Origin of the sequence: Citrobacter sp. Cc139 (assembly GCF_030334645.1) — a bacterium.
Taxonomy (GTDB): domain Bacteria; phylum Pseudomonadota; class Gammaproteobacteria; order Enterobacterales; family Enterobacteriaceae; genus Citrobacter; species Citrobacter werkmanii.
The window spans coordinates 189071-212905 of the sequence record NZ_JAOWDM010000082.1; the positions used below are offsets into that span (position 1 = coordinate 189071).

A 23835-nucleotide genomic window follows, 5' to 3' on the forward strand; every position below is an offset into this window, starting at 1 on the left:
CGGGCATCCTTGATTAAACGTGCAGACGATGGTGCAAACGCGCACCGACCAGCAACGCCAGCACCAGCATCAGGGCGATAAATCCGCCCACGCCGTTCCAGCCGTAGCTATGCCAGAACACACCGCCCAGCGTACCGGCAATACTGGAGCCCAGGTAATAGCTGAACAGATACAGGGAAGAGGCCTGGCCTTTAGCGCGTTTTGCTCGTGGTCCAATCCAACTACTTGCCACAGAGTGCGCGGCAAAGAACCCGGCAGAAAAGAGCAGCATCCCGGCGAAGATCAGCCATAGTGAGGTAAACAGGGTCATCAATAGCCCAAAAAGCATCACGCCGGTTGAAACGATCATCACCGGGCCGCGGCCATAGCGGGTAGTCATGGAGCCTGCTTTCGGCGAACTCCAGGTCCCGGTCAAATATGCCACGGATAACAGGCCGACAACAGCCTGACTGAGTTCCCACGGAGAAAGCATCAGGCGATAGCCGATGTAATTAAACAGTGTGACAAACGACCCCATCAGCAAAAAACCTTCCGCAAACAGTAGCGGTAACCCTCTGTCGCGCCAGTGCAAACGGAAATTGATGAACAATGATTTAGGTCGCAGCGACGTGGGCCTGAAATGACGGGACTCTGGCAAAATTTTCCAGAACATCAGCGCGGAGGCGAGGGCAAAACAGCCGATTGCCGCCAGCGCGATACGCCAGTTGAAAAAGTCGGTGAATACGCCGCTGATCAAGCGACCACTCATACCGCCAATTGAGTTGCCACTGATATACAAGCCCATTGAGAAAGCCACAAAGCTGGGATGAATTTCCTCACTCAGATAGGTCATCCCCACCGCCGCCACGCCGCTCAGCGACAGACCGATCAGCGCGCGCATGATTAAAATCCCGTGCCAGCTGGTCATCATTGTTGAAAGCAGCGTACAGCAGGAGGCGAGTAGCAGTGCCGTAACCATTACCGGCTTACGACCTATCGCATCGGAAAGTGGGCCAGTAAACAGTAAACCGATGGCCAGCATTGCCGTAGAGATGGAAAGCGAAATACTGCTGCTGGCAGGGGAAACCCCAAACTCGTGCGAGAGCACCGGCAGTATGGGCTGCACGCAATAGAGCAGGGCAAATGTCGCCAGCCCGGCAGAAAACAGCGCCAGCGTAACGCGCATAAAAGGGGATGTACCGCGTTTGATAAAACCATCCGGCAGGGTAACGCTCTCGTCAATATCGCTTGCCGGCGCGGTATCGACCGTTGTTGTACGACTCACCTGGAATCCTTGCTTAATATTTTGCTACTACAGGACCAGCCTTAAGAGTATGAAAATCCCAATATTCTGTCTAATATATTAATAATCTCAAATAATATTTTAAAAATATGAATATCGAACTTCGTCATTTACGCTACTTCGTGGCGGTTGCGGAAGAGTTGCATTTTGGCCGGGCGGCAGCGCGGCTGAATATTTCGCAACCACCGTTAAGCCAGCAGATCCAAATCCTGGAACAACAGATTGGTGCCCGGTTATTGGCGCGAACTAACCGTAGCGTGGCCCTCACTGCCGCCGGAAAACAGTTTCTAGCGGACAGCCGACAGATCCTTAGCCTGGTTAATGAAGCCGCCGCCCGAGCAGAGCGTTTGCATCTCGGAGAAGCAGGGGAATTGCGTATCGGCTTTACGTCATCAGCGCCGTTTATCAAAGCGGTGTCAGATACGCTCTCCCTGTTTCGCCAGCGCTATCCTGTGGTGCATATGCAAACCCGCGAAATGAATACGCGCGAGCAAATTGCCCCACTTAACGAAGGCACTCTGGATCTGGGGCTTATGCGCAACACGCAACTCCCGGAAACGCTGGCGCGAGAGGTTATTCTGCATGAACCGCTGATGGCGATGATCCCACGAGCGCATCCGTTGGCGCAAAAGCCCGTAGTGACGCTGGCTGAGCTGGCTAATGAGCCATTTGTCTTTTTTGACCCGCATGTGGGAACGGGGTTGTATGACGATATTCTGGGTCTGATGCGTCGCTATGATCTCAAACCGACGATTACTCAGGAGGTAGGCGAGGCGATGACCATCATTGGGTTAGTGGCCGCGGGGTTGGGCGTTTCGATCCTGCCCGCTTCCTTTAAACGGGTGCAACTGTATGAAATGTGTTGGATCCCGATAGCAGAGGAAGATGCCGTCTCCGAAATGTGGTTAGTCTGGCCTAAGCATCATGAGCAAAGTCATGCCGCGCAACGTTTTCGTGAACAACTGCTGGCGGCGGTCCAGGCAATTAATTTAGTTTAAATATGGGTGAAAATGTGCAGTAAATCACAAGGCTAAGTAAAAAGTTGACGGAAGCCATTGAAGTGCTTCACCATAGCCCGCAGATTATTTCGGAGCGCGAAAATAAAGGGAGTAAGTGGTGGTTGCTGATAGTCAGCCTGGGCATATCGATCAAATTAAGCAGACCAATGCGGGCGCGGTCTATCGCCTGATTGATCAGCTGGGACCGGTATCGCGTATTGATCTCTCTCGCCTGGCACAATTGGCGCCTGCCAGTATTACCAAAATTGTCCGCGAAATGCTTGAAGCCCACCTGGTACAAGAGCTGGAAATCAAGGAAGCAGGGAGTCGTGGGCGTCCGGCCGTGGGGCTGGTTGTCGAAACCGAAGCCTGGCATTATTTATCCATTCGCATCAGTCGCGGCGAGATTTTTCTGGCGCTGCGCGATCTGAGCAGCAAGCTGGTGGTTGAGGATTGCCTGGAAATGGCGCTGGTCAGTGAAACACCTCTGCTGGAGCGTATCATTACCCAGGTCGATCAGTTTTTCATCCGCCACCAGCAAAAGCTGGAACGCTTGACCTCCATCGCCATCACGCTACCTGGCATAATCGATACCGAAAACGGCATCGTACATCGCATGCCGTTTTACGATGATGTCAAAGAGATGCCGTTGGGCGAAGCGCTCGAAAACCATACCGGCGTGCCGGTCTATATTCAGCATGATATCAGCGCCTGGACCATGGCGGAGGCGCTTTTTGGCGCATCACGTGGCGCACGCGATGTCATCCAGGTCGTTATTGACCATAACGTCGGCGCAGGGGTGATAACCGACGGTCATTTACTGCATGCCGGGAGCAGTAGCCTGGTGGAAATTGGTCATACGCAGGTGGATCCTTACGGTAAACGCTGCTATTGCGGTAATCATGGTTGTCTGGAAACCATCGCCAGCGTCGACAGCGTGCTGGAACTGGCGCAGGTGCGGCTGAAGCAGTCAATGAGCTCTTCACTGCATGGACAACCGTTAACGGTAGACGCACTGTGTCTGGCGGCGATGCAGGGTGATTTATTGGCAAAAGATATCATTAGCGGCGTCGGGACCCACGTCGGACGCATCCTTGCCATCATGGTGAATTTGTTCAACCCGCAAAAGATATTGATTGGTTCTCCGCTCAGCAAAGCGGCGGATATACTGTTTCCCACCATTGCTGACAGCATTCGTCAGCAGGCGCTCCCGGCGTATAGTCAGCATATTGTGGTCGAAAGTACACAGTTTACCAATCAGGGAACCATGGCGGGGGCTGCGCTCGTTAAGGACGCGATGTATAACGGTTCTTTGTTGATACGTCTATTACAGGGTTAACATTTTTTAACTGTTGTACGAAAAATTGCGCTATCTCAAGCTGATTCCGGTCGTCATACCTTAGACTTTCTCCACTGTTTTATTTTCCTGACTTATATTTTCAAAGCATAACGGTGGAGTTAGTGATGCTGAAGCGTTTCTTTATTACAGGTACAGACACTTCTGTTGGGAAGACCGTGGTTTCCCGCGCATTACTACAAGCGTTGGCGTCAGGGGGTAAAAGTGTCGCAGGCTACAAACCGGTAGCCAAAGGAAGTAAGGAGACACCTGAAGGTTTGCGCAACAAAGATGCGCTGGTGTTGCAAAGTGTTTCATCTATCGAACTGCCGTATGAGGCGGTCAACCCGATTGCGCTGAGCGAGGACGAAAGCAGCGTAGCGCATAGTGGTCCGGTCAATTACACCTTGCTTTCCAACGGTCTCGCAAGTCTGAGCGATAAAGTCGATCACGTTGTCGTGGAAGGTACCGGCGGCTGGCGGAGTCTGATGAACGATCTGCGCCCGCTATCTGAATGGGTGGTACAGGAACAAATGCCGGTGCTGATGGTGGTGGGTATCCAGGAAGGTTGTATTAATCATGCCATTCTTACCGCACAGGCGATCGCCAGCGACGGATTGCCGCTGCTTGGCTGGGTCGCAAACCGAATCAACCCAGGGCTGGCGCATTATGCGGAAATCATTGACGTGCTGAGCAAAAAATTACCTGCGCCGCTAATCGGCGAACTGCCGTATCTGCCTCGCGCAGAGCAGCGAGAGCTGTCACAGTATATCCGTCTGTCAATGCTTGGCAGCGTGCTGTCGGTAGATAGAGTCCTGGCGTAACGTTCTCGACAGCACTGACGCCACCACGCAAGCGATCAGTAATCCGGGGAGCAAGCGATACTCCCCGGTCATTTCACAAACCATCAATGTAGACATAATTGGCGCATGCGTGGTTGCTGCCAGTAGCGTGGCCATCCCCGTTAATCCCAGCAGAATGGCAATTTCATCCGGACCCGGAAGCCATAATCCCCACGTCCGTCCCAGCAGCATGCCGACAGACAGACCGACAAACAGCGTTGGCGTAAACACCCCGCCCGGCGCACCGGAGCCACTGCTGGCAAGCACCGCCAGTAATTTGCAGATAAAGATCCCGCTAACCACGGTCAATAGCGGTGGCGAGAGCAGATATGACTGCACCACGCTGTAGCCATTTCCCCAAACGGCAGGAGTGAGCAGCGACAACAGGCCAACGATCAACCCGCCAAGCGCCAGTTGCCACGGTGGCGAGAGTTTTAAGCGCAAAAAACCGTTATGGCTGGCGGTCATCAACCACATAAACAACGGACCGCAGACGCCGGCAACCAGACCTGTGCTGACAATCATGGCGTATTCCATCACATGCAGTTCCCGTGTGAAGTGCACGGCATAGAGCAACGCATTGCTGTCGCTCAGTACATTGGTGGTCAGCAAGGCGACGACGGCGGATACCACCACCGGTCCCAGCGAGGCGAGGATCATCGTGCCAAACAGGACTTCAGCAATAAATAAACTGCCCGCCAGCGGGGCATGATACGCGCCGGCCATACCTGCTGCCGCTCCACAGGCAATCCATAATTTCCATTCGGCGCGCGGTGTGAAACGTTTAGCAAAGCTGGACGCGGCCAGCGCCGCCAGCAAAATCATGGCACCTTCACGCCCGATAGCACTGCCGCTGGCGACAACCAGTAACGATGCCAGTGACTTTACCAGGCTGGCGCTGACGTCGAATTGACCGTCCGTTTGCAGGGCTTCCATGTAATCTGTGGGAGCCTGTGGTCGTAAACGGTTGAATTTTTGCCAACCCCAGAGCAGTAAGCCAGCTGCCAGGCCGCCCAGCGCGGGCGTCAGCATGCGTCTTAACGGAGAAAGATTTGTCGCCGCATTGACCAGACTCCCGGTGTCGTTGCTCAGGAACAACCATTCAAGAAGGAACATGGCATGGCGAAAGCCTGCGACGGCCAACGCGGCAAGGATACCAATCAGCGCGGCGATCAGCAGGCGGCGAAACATAGCGCGCAGGTCAGGATAAGCATGTAAATGGTGCATGAGTGGCCAGACAGGGAAATTCAGAGGCTTTATTTTGCGGCTATTTGGCAACAGAAGCAAAAGCTCAGCGTGCGCAACGGTATTATGCAGGCAGGATACTTCCTGCCTGTGGCGACATTAACGAAACAAAGGCTTATCGGCTACTGGAATTAATAATTGCGATCGCCACTTTGCCAGCGTCAGGCGCGCCAGTTCTGCCAGAGCCCGGTAGAACGGGTGGTTCGCATGTTCGATAAACACGTCAAGGAAACGCGTTGACCATGGTAGCAGATGCCAGGCTAACAGCTGTTCGCACTCGGTGTGGCGTCCATTTTCAGCAAGCCAGGCCGTCAGTAACAGCAGCGCGCCAAAGTGATCTTCCGGTTCATTTTGCTGCACGGCAAACTGGATCCCGTTGTCCCGCATCCACTGACGTAATGCCAGCGCGGAATCGCCAAACAAGACATTTTCACGATCCAGCCAGACGGAACCCCAGGGCGGAGAAGGTAGCGCGTAAGGGCCGACAAACAGTCGCTGCCAGGCTTGCGGGAGCGGCTCATCAGCCTCGGTCTGCAGTTGTTCAGCCAGCGCAGAAAGGGCCGTGGGTTCAAGCGGCCACTGCGCCTGCCAGCCATCGGTTTTTAGCGCACTGACCAGCGCAGAAGCTTCTGTACTGTCTGGCGCATAGTAGAACAGCGCACCCAATACGCGCGCCGCGGTAGAGAAGTTGTCACGTTGTGAAAAATGGGTCATGCAAACAATCCTGAAAAGTGCGGGTTGCCCCGCACCCGAGTATTAACCTGCAACAGCCATTCCGACTGTCATATGTAAGCCATAAAACAAACCGCGGCCAATAATTTCACCGGCAAGCACGAAAATTAAACCCAGCGCCAATCCGCCGACAGCCGGTTCTTTGCGACGAATTAGCGGGCATATCCAGCAACCCAGCCCCGCAGCCAGCATCACGATGCGCCAGACCTGTAAGCTTGCGTAGTCGGGAACCAGAGCGCTGGCGTGTTGTACCGAACTGTGAATTTCGCTGAGCGATACGCCCTGCAAAACGATAACGGCCACACTCACCAGCAGGGCAAGTATGCTGATTCCGGCGAATCTGGCGGCGTTAAACGACACGCTCGCAGCGCGTAGCAGCAGAGCGGCAAACAGCGGGCCACTCAGCAACATCGTCATGAAAAACGCCAGCGTAGTATAGCCATTATACCAGGTCGGAACGGTGTCTATCTGGTAGACGTTAGTCATCGCCAGAACAAAAACCAGACCAAGCAACATGCTGAGCAGCAGCCAGATTTTACCTGACGTCGCCGGCATTTTACCGAGAAACGCCACCAGCCACCACAGGCCACCAACCGCGAAAAACAGCGAACCGCTGGCGATTTCGTTACTGAGCGCCGATGCGCCAATTCTGTTCAGCGAGTTAAACGCGCGTAGCGGTGAACCTAAATGCATTATTGAGGCGAGAAAGGCGATGCCCATTACCAGCCACAGAAAAAACATATTGCGCACGATACGTTGTTTTGCCACATCGTCTTTGGTGGTTAACCAGCCATACCCACTCACGATCAGCGCCCCGGCCACACATTGACCCAGCACCGTAAACAGGACCAGCGGCCATTCATGCCATCCATTTCCCATTTTACACCTCCTTCGGATTAGCCAGAAAACCCGTGGTATCCCCGGTCGGGCGGCTATTGGCATTGGGTTTAATCACAATACTCGGCCTGGTAAAATGCGCGCCCGGTAACGGGGCAACCGCCGCAAGCTCACCATGTTTTTTGCGCAGCTCATCAAGCGGACCAAAGTCCAGCGCGCGTAGCGGACAGGACTCTACGCAGACAGGCTTTTTGCCGTCGGCGACGCGATCATGACAGCCATCGCACTTGGTCATATGACCTTTAGCTGCATTGTACTGCGGCGCGCCGTATGGGCAGGCCATGTGGCAGTAGCGACAGCCTATGCATACGTCTTCATTCACCACGACAAAACCATCTTCACGTTTATGCATGGCGCCACTTGGGCAAACCTTGGTACAGGCTGGATCTTCGCAGTGATTGCAAGAAATGGAGAGGTAATAGGCGAAGACATTCTGATGCCAGACGCCGTTATCCTCCTGCCAGTCACCGCCCGCGTATTCATAAATCCGTCGAAAGCTCACCTCAGGCGTGAGATCTTTGTAGTCTTTGCAGGCCAGTTCGCAGGTTTTGCACCCGGTGCAACGACTGGAATCAATAAAAAATCCATACTGAGTTGTCATGGGCTAGTCCTTAAACCTTCTCGATCTCGACCAGGTTAGTGTGCTGTGGGTTGCCTTTTGCCAGCGGTGAAGGGCGCTGGGTTGTGAGCGTATTGACGCAGGCGCCATGATCAATTTTATCGCCAGCCATATCGGCATCGTGCCATGCGCCCTGACCCATTGCGCTTACGCCGGGCAGGATCCGCGGCGTCACTTTGGCCGGGATACGCACTTCACCACGATCGTTAAAGACCCGCACCATATCGCCGTTTCTGATTCCCCGCTTTTGGGCATCGACGGGGTTGAGCCATATTTCCTGGCGACAGGATGCCTGGAGAACATCAATATTCCCGTAGCTGGAGTGGGTGCGGGATTTGTAGTGGAAACCAAACAACTGCAGCGGGAATGAACTGCGTTTTGGATCGTCCCATCCTTCAAACGTTGAGGCGTAAATGGGAAGTGGGCTTATCACCTCATCCTTTTGCAACTCCCAGGAGTTGGCAATTTTCGCCAGTCGGCTAGAGTAGATTTCAATCTTGCCAGAGGGGGTTTTGAGCGGGTTGGCCTGCGGATCGTCGCGGAATTTTTTGTAGGCGACAAAGTGTCCGTTGGGATCTTTGCGTTTATAGATCCCCATTTTCTTCAGCTCGTCATAAGAAGGGAGCGCGGGGTCTTTAGCCAGCATTTTTGCATACAGATACTGGAGCCATTGTTCCTGGGTACGGCCTTCAGTAAAACGTTGGTAGATATCGTCGCCAAGACGTTTCGCTACTTCGCTCATTATCCAGTAGATCGGTTTACGCTCGAACTTAGGCGACGTCGCGGGTTGAATAAAAATGAGGTACCCCATGTTGCCCGCGTAGTCGTTGGGGATAATATCCTCCTGTTCGACGGTCATTAAATCAGGCAGCAGAATATCGGCATATTTGGCCGAAGATGTCATGAAGTTTTCGATGACCACTATCATTTCGCATTTCGTCTCGTCCTGAAGGATCTCATGCGTTTTATTGATATCTGAGTGCTGGTTGGTGATGGTGTTGCCCGCATAGTTCCAGATAAATTTTATCGGCACGTCGAGCTTATCTTTCCCACGAACGCCATCGCGGGTAGCGGTCATTTCCGGGCCCCGGACGATGGCGTCGGTCCAGCTAAAGCAGGATATCTGAGTCTTGATGGGATTTTCAGGCAGTGGCATGCGCTCAATCGTGATGGTGTAGGTTGATTCTCGTGCGCCGCTATTGCCGCCGTTGATGCCGACGTTGCCGGTCAGAATAGGCAACATGGCGATCGCGCGTGAGGTTAGTTCACCGTTAGCCTGACGTTGAGGACCCCAACCCTGGCAAATATACGCCGGTTTAGTGCTGCCGATTTCCCTTGCCAGTTTGATTATGCGCTCGGCTGGGATCCCGGTGATGTGCGAGGCCCATTGTGGCGTTTTGGCGATACCGTCATCACCGTTGCCAAGAATATAAGCTTTGTAATGCCCGTTAACGGGAGCATCGGCGGGCAGGGTTTTCTCGTCATAACCGACGCAATATTTGTCGAGAAACGCCTGATCGACAAGATCTTCGTTAATCATGACCCAGGCGATTCCCGCTACGAGTGCAGCGTCGGTGCCCGGACGAATAGGGATCCACTCATCCTCTCGACCCGCTGCAGTATCGGTATAGCGGGGGTCAATGACGATCATCCGGGCGTTTGAGCGCTCCCGGGCTTGCTCCAGAAAGTAAGTTATGCCGCCGCCGCTCATGCGCGTTTCGGCAGGGTTATTGCCGAACATCACCACCAGTTTCGTGTTTTCGATGTCTGAGGTACTGTTGCCTTCGTTTGAGCCATAGGTATAAGGCATTGCCGCCGCGATTTGCGCGGTGCTATAGGTACCGTAATGGCTCAGGAATCCGCCATAGCAGTTCATCAGGCGAGCGACCAGTGAGGCATAAGGGGAGGAACGTGTAATGTTGCCGCCGACAATGCCAGAGGTGTAGTTGATATACACGGCTTCATTACCGTATTTCTGTACGGTATTTTTCAAACTGGCGCTGATAGTATCCAGGGCTTCCTGCCAGGTTATGCGCTCAAATTTACCTTCACCGCGCTTACCCACGCGTTTCATTGGATAGTTGAGGCGATCCGGATGATTAATTCGGCGACGGATAGAACGACCACGCAAACAGGCGCGAACCTGGTGCTGACCATAAATATCATCCCCGGTCGTATCGGATTCTACCCATACGACCTCATCATCTTTGACATGAAGTTGCAGGGCGCAACGGCTTCCGCAGTTCACGGAACAAGCCCCCCAAACGACTTTTTCTTCTGCTGGTTGTAACGCTTGTTGTACCGCAGCCGCTGCGGAGCGCATTCCGAAAGGTAATGAGAGTCCGCCTGCGGCAAGCGCCAGCGAACCAATAGCCGAGGATTTCACTAACGTCCTGCGGCTGATGCCTCCATATTGCTCAGTTTCAGACATAACTCCCTCCTTTATAGTTATCGCTATATATTAATTTCTATAACGAAATTAATAGCATGCTAATAATGGAGTGAGTTTACCCACTTATAGGCATGTCACCTTAATGCATATCAAAGGGGAGCGACCCTCCGCGAGCGGAGGGCACTATTTATTTTATTGTGGTTCGGCAGCATGGCCGTCCTGAGCTGGCGTGCTATTGGCGGGGGCGTTGCCACTGTTGGTCCGGGTATAGAGAATCTTATGCGTATCGTTTGCACAATGCCCCACTACCAGTGAATCAGGTTGATCGGCCTGATCGTTGGGGACGATACTCAGCGTAAAGCTGGATTCCGCTACGCCATTATTTATGATGCGCTGTTCAATATCGCTCTTAACGCGTTCGCAGGACGCTGGCGCCGCCAGAACTTGCGGGGAGGCAGCTACCAGTAAGATTGCGGCAATTCCTGTTATGTATTTCATCATCAGCTCCTTTTATGATCGACATGAACTAAGAGTAGCATTTCTGGTGTAAATAACTGTATTTGCTAATATGATTGAGAATTATCTTCTTATCCAGGTGAAAAATGTGAAGAAACAGACCCTGTTAGTTTTCCTGTGCGCCGTACTGGTCGGGTGTGATAACGCCAAAGGGCTGGTTTCTTTTACGCCGGAAATGGCCAGTTTTTCCAATGAATTTGATTTCGATCCGCTGCGTGGACCAGTGAAAGATTTCAGTCAGACGCTTCTAAATGATAAAGGTGAAGTTTCCAAGCGCGTTGTCGGTACGCTCTCGCAGGAAGGGTGTTTCGATACGCTTGAACTGCACGATATCGAAAACAATACCGGCATGGCGCTGGTTCTGGATGCCAACTACTATCGCGATGCCGAAACGCTGGAAAAAAAGATCCGCTTGCAGGGTAAATGCCAGCTAGCGGAACTGCCTGCTGCCGGTGTGGTGTGGGATACCGACGATAACGGCTTTGTCGTTTCCGCCACAGGAAAAGAGATGAAAGTCCAGTACCGCTATGACGCGGAAGGCTACCCGCTGGGTAAAACTACTGTCAGTAAAGACAATACTTTACAGGTTGATGCCAAACCGTCGGTTGATCCGCTGAAGAAGCTGGATTACACGGCGGTGAGTATGCTGAACAATCATCCATTGGGTAATGTCAGGCAAACGTGTAAGTACGATAACTACGCCAACCCGGTCAACTGCCAGCTGGTTATCGTCGACGAAAGCGTGAAGCCAGCAGTTGAACATCATTATTCGATTGAAAACACCATCGATTACTACTAGTCGCCTTTACTGAGCGGTAGGTTGTAGCAGGTTAGGACCTGACGTTTTGTGTTCCGCCAAATACTGCTGCTGGAAAATACACATACGGATGGTGTTGCGGTACTGGCCGTTGATAAAGAATTCATGAATCAGTTCACCTTCCACCATAAAGCCGAGTTTACGGTAGATGTGGATGGCTTTTTCGTTCTCTTTATCGACGATCAGATACAGCTTATATAAGTTGAGGACGGTAAAACCATAATCCATCGCCAGCTTTGCCGCCCGCGAAGCCAGACCTTTACCCTGATATTCAGGCGAAATAATAATCTGGAATTCAGCCCGGCGGTGGACGTGGTTAATCTCTACCAGCTCCACCAGCCCGGCTTTTTCACCTTCGCATTCCACCACGAAGCGACGTTCGCTTTGGTCGTGAATATGCTTGTCGTACAGGTCTGACAGCTCAACAAACGCTTCGTAAGGCTCTTCGAACCAGTAACGCATAACGCTGGCGTTGTTATCAAGCTGGTGGACAAAACGTAAATCTTCACGCTCCAGCGGGCGCAGCTTAACACTGAGGGCGCTAGTCATATTGTATCCTTGCAATATCCTTTAAGGTGCATAGTCATTATGGTGCAACGGTACGGCCAGTACGACGGTCGAGGCAGCGCAGGGTGTTAGGTTCCCAGTAGGCGTTAATATTGGCGCTCTGTTCGCACTTATCACGGCTATCAAAGGCCGCATCGGCTTTGTCCCACTCTTTCTCAGTACGCTTGTTCACTTTCTGACGTAACTGGCGCGTATCGTTCCATTGTTCCTTTTCCATGGCGGCCTGTTGACGGCTTTGCGCACTGTCCCCGGATTCAATGACCAGTTTACTGGTTTCAGCAAATGCTGAAGAGGTGTACACAGCCGCCGCAAGCGTCAGCATAGCCGTCAGACACAGACGTTTGGTCAGTGTAATATTCATGGCGAATTCCTTTTATGAGAAAGGGAAAAACGATAAAACAGGGTTAAATTCTACACTATTCCTGCTTCAGGGCATACCCACTGAGCGGATATGGATACGTTGGCGATATTCTGTCGTATCATGGTTAAACCGAAGGTAACTGAATAACGTCAATGCTGAAGACTACCTTTCTTTTTTTCGTCACTGCTTTATGCGAAATCATCGGCTGTTTTTTACCCTGGCTGTGGCTTAAACGAGGCGCGACGGCGTGGTTGTTGGTACCCGCCGGAGTGTCTCTGGCATTATTCGTCTGGCTGTTGACGCTGCATCCGGCCGCGAGTGGGCGAGTTTACGCGGCCTATGGCGGCGTTTATGTTGTCACTGCGCTGCTATGGCTGCGCTTTGTCGATGGCGTAAAACTCAGCCTGTATGACTGGTCTGGTGCGCTGGTGGCCTTGTGCGGGATGCTGATTATCGTGGCTGGATGGGGGCGCGCATAGCGCCTTTTTTGTGATCAACGAGGGCTTTTTCGATCTTTATACTTGTATGGTAGTAGCTCAGTTGAGTAAATTTCCTGCATCACAAGAACAGATGTAAGGAATAAAAAATGAAGATTGTCGGGGCTGAAGTTTTTGTCACCTGCCCGGGGCGTAATTTTGTTACGTTAAAAATAACGACAGAAGACGGGATCACCGGGCTGGGAGATGCCACCTTAAATGGCCGCGAGTTATCCGTGGCGTCCTATCTGAAAGATCATGTCTGTCCGCAACTTATCGGACGCGACGCGCATCGAATCGAAGACATCTGGCAGTTTTTCTATAAAGGCGCGTACTGGCGTCGGGGGCCGGTCACTATGTCGGCGATTTCCGCAGTGGATATGGCATTGTGGGATATCAAAGCGAAAGCGGCGAACATGCCGTTGTATCAGTTGCTCGGCGGCGCATCGCGTGAAGGGGTCATGGTTTACTGCCACACCACAGGCCATACCGTAGATGATGTGCTGGAGGATTACGCGCGACATAAAGAGATGGGCTTTAAAGCGATTCGCGTACAGTGCGGCGTACCGGGCATGAAAACCACTTACGGTATGTCTAAAGGTAAAGGTTTGGCCTACGAACCCGCGACCAAAGGGCAGTGGCCGGAAGAGCAGCTGTGGTCTACAGAGAAATACCTCGATTTCACGCCGAAACTGTTTGCCGCCGTTCGCGATAAATTTGGTTTTAACGAACATCTGCTACATGACATGCACCATCGCCTGACGCCGATTGAAGCTGCCCGGTTTGGCAAAAGCATTGAACAATATCGTCTGTTCTGGATGGAAGATCCCACACCAGCCGAAAACCAGGAGTGTTTCCGCCTGATCCGCCAGCATACGGTCACGCCGATTGCAGTAGGGGAAGTCTTCAATAGCATCTGGGATTGCAAACAACTGATCGAAGAACAGTTGATCGACTATATCCGCACCACCATTACCCATGCGGGCGGTATTACCGGTATGCGCCGTATTGCCGATTTTGCCTCGTTGTATCAGGTACGCACGGGGTCACATGGACCTTCCGATCTGTCACCCGTATGCATGGCCGCAGCACTGCATTTTGATCTGTGGGTGCCGAACTTCGGCGTTCAGGAATATATGGGGTATTCCGAGCAAATGCTGGAAGTGTTCCCGCATAGCTGGACTTTTGATAACGGCTACATGCACCCGGGCGATAAGCCAGGCCTTGGTATCGAGTTTGACGAAAAACTGGCCGCGAAATATCCGTATGACCCGGCATATCTGCCTGTCGCTCGCCTGGAAGATGGTACGTTGTGGAACTGGTAAGGAGTGATTTGCTATGAAAAGTGTTGTGATTGAAAAACCAAATACGCTGGTCATTGCCGAACGGCCCGTTCCAGAGCCAGCAGCGGGAGAGGTCAGGGTGAAGGTAAAACTGGCGGGAATTTGTGGTTCCGATAGCCATATTTACCGCGGGCATAATCCATTTGCGCAATATCCTCGTGTTATCGGCCACGAATTTTTTGGCGTGATCGATACGGTAGGTGAAGGTGTCGATCGTTCGCGAATAGGTGAGCGAGTGTCCGTTGATCCCGTTATCAGTTGCGGGCATTGCTATCCCTGTTCGATAGGTAAACCCAACGTTTGCACATCGCTGGTGGTGCTGGGCGTTCATCGCGATGGTGGTTTTAGCGAGTACGCCGTAGTGCCGGCAAAAAATGCCTGGTCGATCCCCGATGCCGTACCAGATGAACATGCCGTCATGGTCGAGCCTTTTACCATCGCCGCGAACGTAACCGGGCAAATTAAACCCACAGAAAATGATATTGCGCTGATTTATGGCGCAGGGCCTATGGGGCTAACCACCGTACAGGCGCTTAAACGTGTCTATAAGGTAAAAACGGTGGTGATTACCGACAGAATCGAAGAACGCCTGAGCATGGCGAAACGGTGCGGTGCTGACTGGGTAATAAATAACGGTCAGCAATCTTTGCACGATTTCCTGGCGGAAAAAGAGCTTAAGCCGACGATCATCGTAGATGCGGCCTGTCATCCATCCATTTTACAGGAGGCTATTACGCTGGCATCGCCAGCCGCGCGAATTGTTCTGATGGGCTTCTCCAGCGAACCTTGTCAGATTGTTCAGCAGGGTATTACCGGGAAAGAACTTTCAATTTATTCCTCAAGATTAAATGCCAATAAATTCCCGGTTGTTATTGATTGGTTGGTTAACGGACTTATTAACCCTAATCAACTTATTACCCATACTTTTGACTATCACCACGTTACAGACGCAATTGAATTGTTTGAGAAAGATCAGCAGCACTGCTGCAAAGTTTTACTCACATTCACTGAATAATATAAATAACTGCGAGTAAGTGGTACGCATCTTACCTCTAAGAGATAGCCAATATGAATCAAGAAAAACACGAAAGATCCACCACAGATCTGGTCAGAGCCGCCGTATCCGGATGGTTAGGTACTGCGCTCGAATTTATGGATTTTCAGTTATATTCTTTGGGTGCCGCACTGGTATTCCATGAGATATTTTTCCCGGAACAATCTGCGGCGATGGCCCTCATTTTAGCAATGGGAACCTACGGCGCAGGATATATTGCTCGTATCGTCGGGGCATTTATATTTGGCAAGATGGGGGACCGCATCGGGCGTAAAAAGGTGTTGTTTATCACGATTACAATGATGGGGATTTGTACAACATTAATCGGCGTGCTGCCAACGTATGCGCAAATTGGTATCTTTGCGCCCATACTGCTGGTGACGCTGCGTATTGTACAAGGACTTGGCGCGGGGGCTGAGATCTCCGGGGCGGGTACTATGCTTGCCGAGTATGCGCCGAAAGGAAAACGTGGGATTATTTCCTCACTTGTCGCCATGGGTACCAACTGTGGGACCCTTAGCGCAACGGCCATCTGGGCGGTGATGTTCTTTGCTCTTGACCGTGAAGAATTACTAGCCTGGGGATGGCGCATTCCGTTCCTGGCCAGTGTTGTGGTGATGATCTTTGCCATCTGGTTACGTATGAATCTCAAAGAAAGTCCGGTATTTGAGAAAGTGAATAATGAGGAAAATGCGCCTGCATTAAACAATTCGTCGGAAAATACGCTGGGTGCGATGTTTACCAGTAAATCCTTCTGGCTGGCAACCGGTTTACGTTTTGGACAGGCGGGTAACTCAGGATTAATCCAGACATTCCTCGCCGGTTATTTAGTTCAGACTTTGTTGTTTGATAAATCAATCCCCACTGATGCATTAATGATTAGCTCGGTACTGGGATTTATTACCATACCGCTGCTCGGTTGGTTGTCTGATAAATTTGGTCGTCGATTGCCATATATTATCCTCAATATCTCAGCCATTATTTTGGCTTACCCGATGTTGTCTATTGTAGTGGATAAAACGTATAGCCCTGGCGTTATCATGTCAGCATTGATTGTTATTCATAACTTTGCTGTGTTGGGATTATTTGCTCTCGAAAATATCACCATGGCTGAAATATTTGGTGCCCGCAATCGGTTTACGCGAATGGCGATCTCAAAAGAGGCGGGCGGATTGGTAGCCGTTGGTTTTGGGCCGGTTCTGGCCGGTATTTTCTGCAACATGACCAATTCCTGGTGGCCAATTCTGGCGATGGTTATTGCCTACTCACTGATCGGTCTGGTATCCGCGTTGTTGATGCCGGAGGTCAAAGACCGCGATCTGAGCGTGCTTGAGGATGCCGCTGAAGTGAGTCAGACGGATAAAGTTCGTTGCTCGGCGACCCAGGCAAGCTAAGACCTGGCTGTAGCATGGGCGGGGCGGTCATGCTCCGTTCATGCTATTACACAGCTTTAAATGATGTCATACCAATCATAAAAAGCTTAATGCAAATCAAAACATACAACCCTGCAGGCGTTACTCTGAGACAATCCTGATTTCATTGATAAGTAGGTCATACCATGCAAAACAAGCTGTTAGCGGCAAAGGCTGCGCTTCCTGACTACGATCGTACTACTCTGATCCCGCGTATTGTTCATCTGGGATTTGGCGCGTTTCATCGCGCACATCAGGGTGTTTATGCTGACATCCTGGCTGCAGAACACGGCAGTGACTGGGGCTATTGCGAAGTGAATCTGATTGGCGGTGAGCAGCAGATTGCCGATCTGAAACAGCAAGATAATTTGTATACCGTTGCGGAGATGTCTGCGGATGCGTGGACTGCCAGAGTCGTTGGTGTGGTGAAAAACGCGCTGCATGCGCAGGTAGATGGTCTGGAAAGCGTACTGGCTGCGATGTGTGAACCGCAGGTGGCGATCGTTTCTCTCACCATCACCGAGAAAGGATATTGCCACTCTCCGGCGACGGGTCAACTGATGTTAGACAACCCCATGATTGCCGCCGATCTGCAAAATCCAAAACAACCAAAAACTGCGCCAGGCGTGGTGGTTGAAGCCCTGGCGCGTCGCAAAGCTGCGGGATTAGCCGCATTTACCGTGATGTCCTGCGACAACATGCCTGAAAACGGCCACGTTATGCGCAATGTCGTCACCGCGTATGCCCGGGCGGTAGATGCTGAACTGGCTACGTGGATCGAACAGCATGTGACGTTCCCCTCTACAATGGTTGACCGCATTGTTCCTGCGGTTACTCCGGATACGCTGGACAAAATTGAACACATCACCGGGGTACGCGACCCGGCAGGCGTAGCCTGTGAACCGTTCCGTCAGTGGGTAATTGAAGATAACTTTGTCGCTGGTCGTCCGGCATGGGAAAAGGCCGGGGCGGAGCTGGTATCGGATGTGATTCCGTTTGAAGAGATGAAACTGCGTATGCTCAACGGCAGTCACTCTTTCCTTGCCTATCTTGGTTATCTGGCGGGTTATCAGCATATCAACGACTGCATGGAGGATGAAAATTATCGTCTTGCCGCGCGAGCGTTGATGTTGCAGGAACAGGCACCGACGCTGAAAGTGAAAGGGGTGGATCTGCAACACTATGCCGATCTGCTCATTGAGCGCTACAGCAACCCGGCACTGCGTCACCGTACCTGGCAGATTGCGATGGACGGCAGCCAAAAACTGCCGCATCGTATGCTCGATTCAATTCGTTGGCACATTGCGCATGGCAGCCATTTTGCGCTGCTGGCACTGGGCGTAGCCGCCTGGATGCGCTATGTCGGCGGTGTGGATGAACACGGTCAGGCGATTGAAATCAGCGATCCGCTGTTGCCAGTGATCCAGACTGCGGTCCGCAGTAGTCATGAGGGGGAAGCGCGCGTTCAGGCGTTACTGGCGATTGATGCCATTTTTGGTCGCGAATTACCGCAGGTAGAACTGTTCAAAAACCAGGTCACAGAAGCCTATCTTGCTTTACTGGCTGAAGGGGCAAAGGCAACGGTTGCGAAGTATGCAGCAAAACTGAAGTAACGAAGGGCATCATTTATGTCGCCATCTGGCTTTAAACGGGCCAGATGGCGCAGTGTTTTCTGGCATTCACACCAATTAGTTCATGCCCAAACGAATCAACTCGAGTGGGGCATATTTGCCTTCACAGCCTTCGATTGCCACTGTTTTGCCACGGCGAATTTGCTCAGCGGTCAGGCCATCGGTATCTATCGCTGTAATGCGGCCTGTGAGTCCGGTGTTGCTAATCATGACGCGACTGCCAGTGGTGATTGCGTTACGGTTACGATCGTATGTTTTCATGGTGTTTTCTCCTTTCCAACTCACCGTCAAAGCCCGTGGGCTTTTAGTCCCACGTAACGGGCGCAATATAAATACGCTTCTCGTTAATGATTTTTTTTGTTTTCGATCAAAGTCACAGCTTTTTTTAGGCAGATGTGCATGAGAGGGGAAAACGCAGAACAACTCACCCCGCAGAGAGGTGAGCGTAGTATTAATCTTCGCTGAACCAGTCGCTATTTTCCTGGCGAATAAGCTGAACAGACTCACCGATTTCCTGAAGGTGCAACATCATTGCACGCTCGACGCCGCCACCATCATGTTTTTCAAGTGCGGCAAAGATATCGTGATGCTGGCGCAGCAGCATTTCAGGAGGGGAAATGTGATCCAGGCTCATATAGCGAACGCGGTCAATGGTGGCCTTTATATTCTCGACGGTGTCCCAGGCGAGCTGGCATTCGGCGATTAAAGCCAGTTTCTGATGAAACTCATCGTCAAGCTGGAAGAAATCATTAATTTGTTTTCGGTCAATCGCGATACGCTGCTGATGCAGATTCTGTTCGAGCTGATAGCACTGTTTATCGGTGATCAGGGTGGCGGCGCGGCGGACCACGGCACATTCAATCGCCTGGCGAACAAAACAGCCGTTTTGCACCTGCGACAGCGAAATTTTGTTCACGTAGCTGCCACGCTGCGGACGGATCTGAATCAGACCGTTCTCTGCCAGTTTGATGAATGCCTCTCGTACCGGCTGGCGTGACACATTAAAGCGTACAGAAACTTCTTTCTCCGACAGCGGCGTACCCGGCGCAATCAGACAGTGCACGATATCACGACGAAGAATACGGTAAATCTGCTGATTTACAGGCTGTGTAGGGTTGAGCTGCGTTTCTACGGTCATTCATTCTTACTTTTTAGAGAGTTAACCCAGATATTTTATCACTTATTTCAGGCTATCTATACCCGGCGCAAGGCCGGGCAGAGAAATTAGCTCCGATGGATACTCAGCCCGGCAAAAGACTGTGTGACAGGCATCATTTCAAGGGTGTTAATGTTGACATGAGCGGGTAACGAAGCCACCCACCATACCGCTTCTGTAACATCTTGTGGGGTCAGCGCGGTGGTATTTTCGTAAGTTTTTTCAGCCTTGGCATCATCGCCTTTGAAACGCACGTTAGAGAATTCCGTTCCGCCAACCAGACCCGGCTCAATGTCGGTAACACGAATCGCTGTCCCGTGTAAGTCAGTACGTAAGTTGAGGCTAAACTGACGGACAAACGCTTTGGTCGCGCCATAAACGTTACCGCCGGCGTATGGCCAGCTACCCGCAGTAGAGCCGATATTGATAATATGTCCGCGATTGCGCTCAACCATACCAGGCAGCACGGCACGGGTCATATAAACCAGGCCTTTGTTGTTGGTATCGATCATGTTTTCCCAGTCTTCAATGCTGGCCTTGTGGGCAGGTTCGAGGCCCAGCGCCAGACCTGCGTTGTTGACCAGAACATCAATATCGCGCCATTCAGCAGGTAAGGACGCCAGCATCTCTTCAATCGATGCGCGATTACGTACGTCCAGTTGCGCGGTATAGAGGTGGTCACCCAGCTCATCTTTGAGTTCCTGCAGGCGCTCCTGGCGGCGTCCGGTGGCAATAACTTTATGCCCATTCTCAATAAAACGACGCGTAATGCACTCACCAAAACCTGCGGTTGCTCCGGTTACTAAAACGATCATCTCACTGTTCCTCAACGCTTTTTATGTAGTACTACCATAGCACGTCATTTCCGGTCAGAGCTATTCCTGGTTAACAGGATTGCGGTCGATTCCCGGGAAGTCTACTCTGGTAAACAAATCGTTTTCAGGAGTGAAAGATGTCGTTAACGAATCCTTTTTTACACCACAGTACATTGCCGTATCAGGCACCGAAGTTTGATCAGATTGACGTGCAGCATTATCGTCCGGCGTTTGATGAGGGCGTGCGGCAAAAACGCGAAGAGATCGCGGCAATTGTACAAAACCCACAGGACCCGGATTTTGCTAACACGTTGCTGGCGCTTGAACAAAGCGGCGCGCTGCTCACGCGCGTAACCAGCGTTTTCTTTGCGATGACGGCGGCGCACACTAACGATGAACTACAACGCCTTGACGAAGCGTTCTCAGCAGAGCTGGCGGGACTTGCCAATGATATCTATCTTGATGGCGCGCTTTTCGCCCGCGTCGATGCAGTCTGGCAACGACGTCATACCTTAGGTTTGGATAGCGAATCAGTGCGTCTGGTGGAGGTCGTCCACCAGCGTTTTGTCTTGGCTGGCGCTCGCCTCAATGAGGCCGACAAAGCACGCCTCAAAGCGCTCAACACCGAGTCAGCCACGCTGACCAGTCAGTTTAATCAGCGTCTGCTGGCGGCGAACAAGTCCGGTGCTTTGGTGGTGGATGATGTCCGGCGGCTTGACGGACTTAGCGCCGAAGAAATTGCCGTTGCCGCTGAGGCTGCAAAAGAAAAGGGGCTTGAATCACGTTGGGTTATTCCGTTATTGAATACCACTCAACAACCGGCGCTTGCCGTGTTACGCGATCGCCAAATCCGTGAAGACCTGTTTACCCAGGCGTGGACGCGGGCCGAACACGATGACGATAACGATACCCGGGCTATTATTCAGCGTCTGGTCGACATCCGCATGCAACAGGCAAAATTACTCGGTTTTGCCAATTATGCGGCCTGGAAAATCGCCGACCAGATGGCTAAAACGCCTGAGGCGGCACTTTCGTTTATGCGGGCGATCGTTCCGGCCGCGCGCCAGCGTGCGTTGGATGAACAGGCTGAAATCCAGAAAGTCATCGATCAAGAGCAGGGGCAGTTTAGCGTCAGGGCCTGGGACTGGGCATTTTATGCTGAGCAGGTCCGCCGCGAGAAATATGCCCTTGATGAGTCACAGCTTAAACCTTACTTTGCTCTGGATACGGTGTTGAACGAAGGCGTTTTCTGGACGGCCAATCAGCTCTTTGGTATCAAATTCGTTGAGCGATTCGACATTCCGGTTTATCACCCGGATGTTCGGGTATGGGAAATTTTCGACCATGATGGCGTAGGACTGGCGTTGTTTTATGGTGATTTCTTCGCCCGTGAATCAAAAAGCGGCGGGGCATGGATGGGCAATTTTGTTGAGCAATCGGCGCTTAACGAAACCCGACCCGTTATTTACAATGTCTGTAATTATCAAAAACCCGTAACGGGTAAGCCGGCGTTACTGCTGTGGGATGATGTCATTACGTTATTTCATGAGTTTGGCCACACCTTACACGGTCTGTTTGCCACTCAGCGTTATGCCACGCTTTCAGGCACTAACACTCCGCGTGATTTTGTCGAGTTTCCTTCGCAGATTAACGAACACTGGGCGAGCCATCCGCAGGTTTTTGCCCGATTTGCCCGTCATGTCGAAACCGGGGAGCCAATGCCGCAGGCGTTGCGGGATAAAATGCAGCGGGCCAGCTTGTTTAATAAAGGCTACGATATGACCGAACTGCTCAGTGCCGCATTGTTGGACATGCGTTGGCACAGTCTGGAGACGAAGGCGTCATCTTATTCAGTTGATCAATTCGAGCAGCAGGCGCTGGCGGCAGAAGATCTGGATCTTCAGGCCGTGCCGCCACGTTATCGCAGCAGTTATTTTGCCCATATCTTCGGCGGCGGCTATGCCGCGGGTTATTACGCCTATTTGTGGACGCAAATGCTGGCTGATGACGGCTATCAGTGGTTTGTAGAGCAGGGTGGATTAACCCGCGAAAACGGGCAGAAATTCCGCGAAGCGATTTTGTCCCGCGGGAACAGTACTGATTTAGCTGAACTTTATCGCCAGTGGAGCGGGCGCGATCCCCGTATGGAGCCGATGCTGGAACATCGTGGTTTGAGCGTGTAAGGCACTGTCAGAAAAAAATTGAGCCGGGCGTGATGCCCGGTTTTATCTTACTGTTCATTATTGCACCTGATAAGATTTATTCTCAAATAAAAAATTACATAAATTTTCTTTTTTATCGTTAAGATGATTGCATCAGAAACGTTCGAACAGGGAGGAAGATCGTGATGATGAGAAATACGATGGAAATAGATGCAATTTTGATCGAGTTGAACAAGTCAATTGATGCCCACTATAAATGGCTGGTGAATATGTTCCGGTGCGCAGTATCCTCGAATGCTACGAAACCAGATATCATGGGTGACAACGCGCATTTTGTTTGCCAATTTGGACAGTGGCTTAATAATCAATCGCTGCGCAATGAAGATGATTGTAGCTATGTGAATAAGATAAATACTGTTCATGAAAAAATGCATTTATCAGGCAAGGATTTGCTATCGGCAATACTGGAGGAACGGAGTTATCCATGGCATTTCACCAAATTCGAGGACGCGTTACTGGCATTTACGTCTGCTGTAATGGACTATAAAATATATTTGCTGAGTATCCGGAGCAATATCGACATATTAACAGGCTTACCGGGCAGAAGAATGCTCGATGAGTCTTTTGACCAACAGTTAATCGATGCCGAACCGCTTAACCTTTATATATTGCTGCTGGATATCGACCGTTTTAAACACGTTAATGATACGTATGGTCATCTTGTGGGGGACGTAGTATTACGCGCTCTGGCAGCAAATTTTCTGGCATGGACGCGATATGATGAACAGGCTTACCGCTACGGTGGCGAAGAGTTCATTATCATCATCCGAACGAAAACTGATGAGCAGGCCCGCCAGGCTGGGTTGCGATTGTGTCAGCTTGTTGGCCAGCAAAAAATCCCTTACGCAGATGGAGAGATCGCTATCACCGTAACGGCCGGTATCACCAGAGCTCAGCGGGATGAAAAATTAGATACCGCTCTTGGACGGGCTGACAGAGCGATGTACCAGGGAAAACAGAGCGGCAGAAATCGCTGTATGTTTATGGATGAACGCGAGCAGATCACCCTGGTTAACGCCAGTGATGGGCTTTCGTTCCACCTCAGCGCGTGAGATTCACCTAAGCTGTTTTGCGTTAGTTACGTTTCGTTTAGCTTTCATTGGGGTTGCCGATGATAGGTTA

General features: G+C 51.5%; 23 protein-coding genes. 11 read left to right on the top strand and 12 right to left on the bottom strand.

What is annotated here, in order from left to right; all coding sequences use genetic code 11:
• Positions 1-13 precede the first annotated feature (13 nt).
• Positions 14-1264, bottom strand: a complete 1251-nt coding sequence (ynfM, locus tag OGV69_RS13115) for a multidrug efflux MFS transporter YnfM/SxtP(Kp) (protein ID WP_038640493.1) — start codon at positions 1262-1264, stop codon at positions 14-16.
• 107 nt (positions 1265-1371) lie between these two features.
• Between ynfM and ynfL the strand changes: the two genes are divergently transcribed.
• From ynfL to bioD, 3 genes are all read left to right on the top strand, one after another.
• Positions 1372-2280: a multidrug efflux transcriptional activator YnfL/SxtR(Kp) gene (gene ynfL / locus OGV69_RS13120; RefSeq protein WP_069324169.1), complete on the top strand. Its 909-nt coding sequence runs from the start codon at positions 1372-1374 to the stop codon at positions 2278-2280.
• Positions 2281-2398: 118 nt separating this feature from the next.
• Positions 2399-3619: a sugar metabolism global transcriptional regulator Mlc gene (gene mlc / locus OGV69_RS13125; protein WP_069324168.1), complete on the top strand. Its 1221-nt coding sequence runs from the start codon at positions 2399-2401 to the stop codon at positions 3617-3619.
• Between the two features lie 125 nt (positions 3620-3744).
• Positions 3745-4440, top strand: coding sequence for a dethiobiotin synthase (bioD, locus tag OGV69_RS13130; protein WP_038640499.1), 696 nt, complete (start codon positions 3745-3747; stop codon positions 4438-4440).
• Here bioD and clcB read toward each other — a convergent pair.
• From clcB to OGV69_RS13160, 6 genes are all read right to left on the bottom strand, one after another.
• Positions 4396-5685 (bottom strand): voltage-gated ClC-type chloride channel ClcB, encoded by a 1290-nt coding sequence (clcB, locus tag OGV69_RS13135; RefSeq protein WP_069324167.1) that lies wholly within the window; start codon positions 5683-5685, stop codon positions 4396-4398. The two genes, bioD and clcB, sit on opposite strands and share 45 nt — an antisense overlap.
• Positions 5686-5802: 117 nt before the next feature.
• Positions 5803-6417 (bottom strand): Tat proofreading chaperone DmsD, encoded by a 615-nt coding sequence (gene dmsD, locus OGV69_RS13140; protein ID WP_069324166.1) that lies wholly within the window; start codon positions 6415-6417, stop codon positions 5803-5805.
• Between the two features lie 42 nt (positions 6418-6459).
• Positions 6460-7314 (bottom strand): dimethyl sulfoxide reductase anchor subunit family protein, encoded by an 855-nt coding sequence (locus tag OGV69_RS13145; RefSeq protein ID WP_069324165.1) that lies wholly within the window; start codon positions 7312-7314, stop codon positions 6460-6462.
• Position 7315: 1 nt separating this feature from the next.
• Entirely contained in the window at positions 7316-7933 is a 618-nt protein-coding gene (locus OGV69_RS13150) for a DMSO/selenate family reductase complex B subunit (RefSeq protein WP_069324164.1), read from the bottom strand.
• Positions 7934-7943: 10 nt separating this feature from the next.
• Positions 7944-10382 (bottom strand): selenate/tellurate reductase subunit YnfE, encoded by a 2439-nt coding sequence (gene ynfE / locus OGV69_RS13155; RefSeq protein ID WP_204563486.1) that lies wholly within the window; start codon positions 10380-10382, stop codon positions 7944-7946.
• A 153-nt stretch (positions 10383-10535) separates the two neighbouring features.
• On the bottom strand, positions 10536-10844 hold the full coding sequence (locus OGV69_RS13160; RefSeq protein WP_114140354.1) for a DUF1161 domain-containing protein: 309 nt from the start codon (positions 10842-10844) through the stop codon (positions 10536-10538).
• Positions 10845-10947: 103 nt separating this feature from the next.
• Between OGV69_RS13160 and OGV69_RS13165 the strand changes: the two genes are divergently transcribed.
• Positions 10948-11658 carry a YnfC family lipoprotein gene (locus OGV69_RS13165; protein WP_038643159.1) on the top strand — a complete coding sequence of 237 codons (711 nt, stop codon included), beginning with the start codon at positions 10948-10950 and terminating at the stop codon, positions 11656-11658.
• 6 nt (positions 11659-11664) lie between these two features.
• Here the strand turns inward: OGV69_RS13165 and speG are convergent, their stop codons facing one another.
• The gene (speG, locus tag OGV69_RS13170) at positions 11665-12225 is read right to left on the bottom strand and encodes a spermidine N1-acetyltransferase (RefSeq protein WP_038640513.1); all 561 of its coding nucleotides are present in this window, start codon (positions 12223-12225) and stop codon (positions 11665-11667) included.
• 37 nt (positions 12226-12262) lie between these two features.
• A complete protein-coding gene (locus OGV69_RS13175) occupies positions 12263-12604 on the bottom strand; it encodes a DUF1283 family protein (RefSeq protein ID WP_038640515.1) in 342 nt (113 codons plus the stop codon).
• Positions 12605-12756: 152 nt separating this feature from the next.
• Between OGV69_RS13175 and OGV69_RS13180 the strand changes: the two genes are divergently transcribed.
• From OGV69_RS13180 to OGV69_RS13200, 5 genes are all read left to right on the top strand, one after another.
• A complete protein-coding gene (locus OGV69_RS13180) occupies positions 12757-13083 on the top strand; it encodes a YnfA family protein (RefSeq protein WP_038640517.1) in 327 nt (108 codons plus the stop codon).
• A 107-nt stretch (positions 13084-13190) separates the two neighbouring features.
• A complete protein-coding gene (gene rspA, locus OGV69_RS13185; protein WP_069325018.1) occupies positions 13191-14405 on the top strand; it encodes a starvation-sensing protein RspA in 1215 nt (404 codons plus the stop codon).
• 13 nt (positions 14406-14418) lie between these two features.
• Positions 14419-15438 carry a Zn-dependent oxidoreductase gene (locus OGV69_RS13190; RefSeq protein WP_069325019.1) on the top strand — a complete coding sequence of 340 codons (1020 nt, stop codon included), beginning with the start codon at positions 14419-14421 and terminating at the stop codon, positions 15436-15438.
• A gap of 53 nt (positions 15439-15491) precedes the next feature.
• Positions 15492-16871 carry an MFS transporter gene (locus OGV69_RS13195; RefSeq protein ID WP_038640521.1) on the top strand — a complete coding sequence of 460 codons (1380 nt, stop codon included), beginning with the start codon at positions 15492-15494 and terminating at the stop codon, positions 16869-16871.
• Between the two features lie 164 nt (positions 16872-17035).
• Positions 17036-18502 (top strand): mannitol dehydrogenase family protein, encoded by a 1467-nt coding sequence (locus OGV69_RS13200; RefSeq protein ID WP_069325021.1) that lies wholly within the window; start codon positions 17036-17038, stop codon positions 18500-18502.
• Between the two features lie 75 nt (positions 18503-18577).
• Here the strand turns inward: OGV69_RS13200 and ydfZ are convergent, their stop codons facing one another.
• From ydfZ to ydfG, 3 genes are all read right to left on the bottom strand, one after another.
• Positions 18578-18781: a putative selenium delivery protein YdfZ gene (gene ydfZ, locus OGV69_RS13205; protein WP_038640526.1), complete on the bottom strand. Its 204-nt coding sequence runs from the start codon at positions 18779-18781 to the stop codon at positions 18578-18580.
• A gap of 190 nt (positions 18782-18971) precedes the next feature.
• Positions 18972-19658, bottom strand: a complete 687-nt coding sequence (locus OGV69_RS13210) for a GntR family transcriptional regulator (RefSeq protein WP_069325022.1) — start codon at positions 19656-19658, stop codon at positions 18972-18974.
• 86 nt (positions 19659-19744) lie between these two features.
• Positions 19745-20491, bottom strand: coding sequence for a bifunctional NADP-dependent 3-hydroxy acid dehydrogenase/3-hydroxypropionate dehydrogenase YdfG (gene ydfG / locus OGV69_RS13215; protein ID WP_069325023.1), 747 nt, complete (start codon positions 20489-20491; stop codon positions 19745-19747).
• Between the two features lie 137 nt (positions 20492-20628).
• Between ydfG and dcp the strand changes: the two genes are divergently transcribed.
• Together dcp and OGV69_RS13225 are read left to right on the top strand one after the other, a co-directional pair.
• Positions 20629-22674, top strand: coding sequence for a peptidyl-dipeptidase Dcp (gene dcp / locus OGV69_RS13220; RefSeq protein WP_069325024.1), 2046 nt, complete (start codon positions 20629-20631; stop codon positions 22672-22674).
• A gap of 164 nt (positions 22675-22838) precedes the next feature.
• Complete coding sequence (locus OGV69_RS13225) at positions 22839-23765, top strand: diguanylate cyclase (RefSeq protein WP_069325025.1); 927 nt, start codon at positions 22839-22841, stop codon at positions 23763-23765.
• Positions 23766-23835: the final 70 nt, after the last annotated feature.

Bases quoted from the DNA above. Each gene is read 5' to 3' on its own strand.
- dcp (WP_069325024.1), top strand. From the start codon at position 20,629: ATGTCGTTAACGAATCCTTTTTTACACCACAGTACATTGCCGTATCAG.
- bioD (WP_038640499.1), top strand. From the start codon at position 3,745: ATGCTGAAGCGTTTCTTTATTACAGGTACAGACACTTCTGTTGGGAAG.
- OGV69_RS13190 (WP_069325019.1), top strand. From the start codon at position 14,419: ATGAAAAGTGTTGTGATTGAAAAACCAAATACGCTGGTCATTGCCGAA.
- OGV69_RS13180 (WP_038640517.1), top strand. From the start codon at position 12,757: ATGCTGAAGACTACCTTTCTTTTTTTCGTCACTGCTTTATGCGAAATC.
- ydfZ (WP_038640526.1), bottom strand. From the start codon at position 18,781: ATGAAAACATACGATCGTAACCGTAACGCAATCACCACTGGCAGTCGC.
- OGV69_RS13160 (WP_114140354.1), bottom strand. From the start codon at position 10,844: ATGATGAAATACATAACAGGAATTGCCGCAATCTTACTGGTAGCTGCC.
- OGV69_RS13210 (WP_069325022.1), bottom strand. From the start codon at position 19,658: ATGACCGTAGAAACGCAGCTCAACCCTACACAGCCTGTAAATCAGCAG.
- OGV69_RS13150 (WP_069324164.1), bottom strand. From the start codon at position 7,933: ATGACAACTCAGTATGGATTTTTTATTGATTCCAGTCGTTGCACCGGG.
- OGV69_RS13200 (WP_069325021.1), top strand. From the start codon at position 17,036: ATGCAAAACAAGCTGTTAGCGGCAAAGGCTGCGCTTCCTGACTACGAT.
- dmsD (WP_069324166.1), bottom strand. From the start codon at position 6,417: ATGACCCATTTTTCACAACGTGACAACTTCTCTACCGCGGCGCGCGTA.
- speG (WP_038640513.1), bottom strand. From the start codon at position 12,225: ATGACTAGCGCCCTCAGTGTTAAGCTGCGCCCGCTGGAGCGTGAAGAT.
- ynfL (WP_069324169.1), top strand. From the start codon at position 1,372: ATGAATATCGAACTTCGTCATTTACGCTACTTCGTGGCGGTTGCGGAA.
- OGV69_RS13145 (WP_069324165.1), bottom strand. From the start codon at position 7,314: ATGGGAAATGGATGGCATGAATGGCCGCTGGTCCTGTTTACGGTGCTG.
- OGV69_RS13175 (WP_038640515.1), bottom strand. From the start codon at position 12,604: ATGAATATTACACTGACCAAACGTCTGTGTCTGACGGCTATGCTGACG.
- ydfG (WP_069325023.1), bottom strand. From the start codon at position 20,491: ATGATCGTTTTAGTAACCGGAGCAACCGCAGGTTTTGGTGAGTGCATT.
- rspA (WP_069325018.1), top strand. From the start codon at position 13,191: ATGAAGATTGTCGGGGCTGAAGTTTTTGTCACCTGCCCGGGGCGTAAT.
- OGV69_RS13225 (WP_069325025.1), top strand. From the start codon at position 22,839: ATGATGAGAAATACGATGGAAATAGATGCAATTTTGATCGAGTTGAAC.
- OGV69_RS13195 (WP_038640521.1), top strand. From the start codon at position 15,492: ATGAATCAAGAAAAACACGAAAGATCCACCACAGATCTGGTCAGAGCC.
- clcB (WP_069324167.1), bottom strand. From the start codon at position 5,685: ATGCACCATTTACATGCTTATCCTGACCTGCGCGCTATGTTTCGCCGC.
- ynfE (WP_204563486.1), bottom strand. From the start codon at position 10,382: ATGTCTGAAACTGAGCAATATGGAGGCATCAGCCGCAGGACGTTAGTG.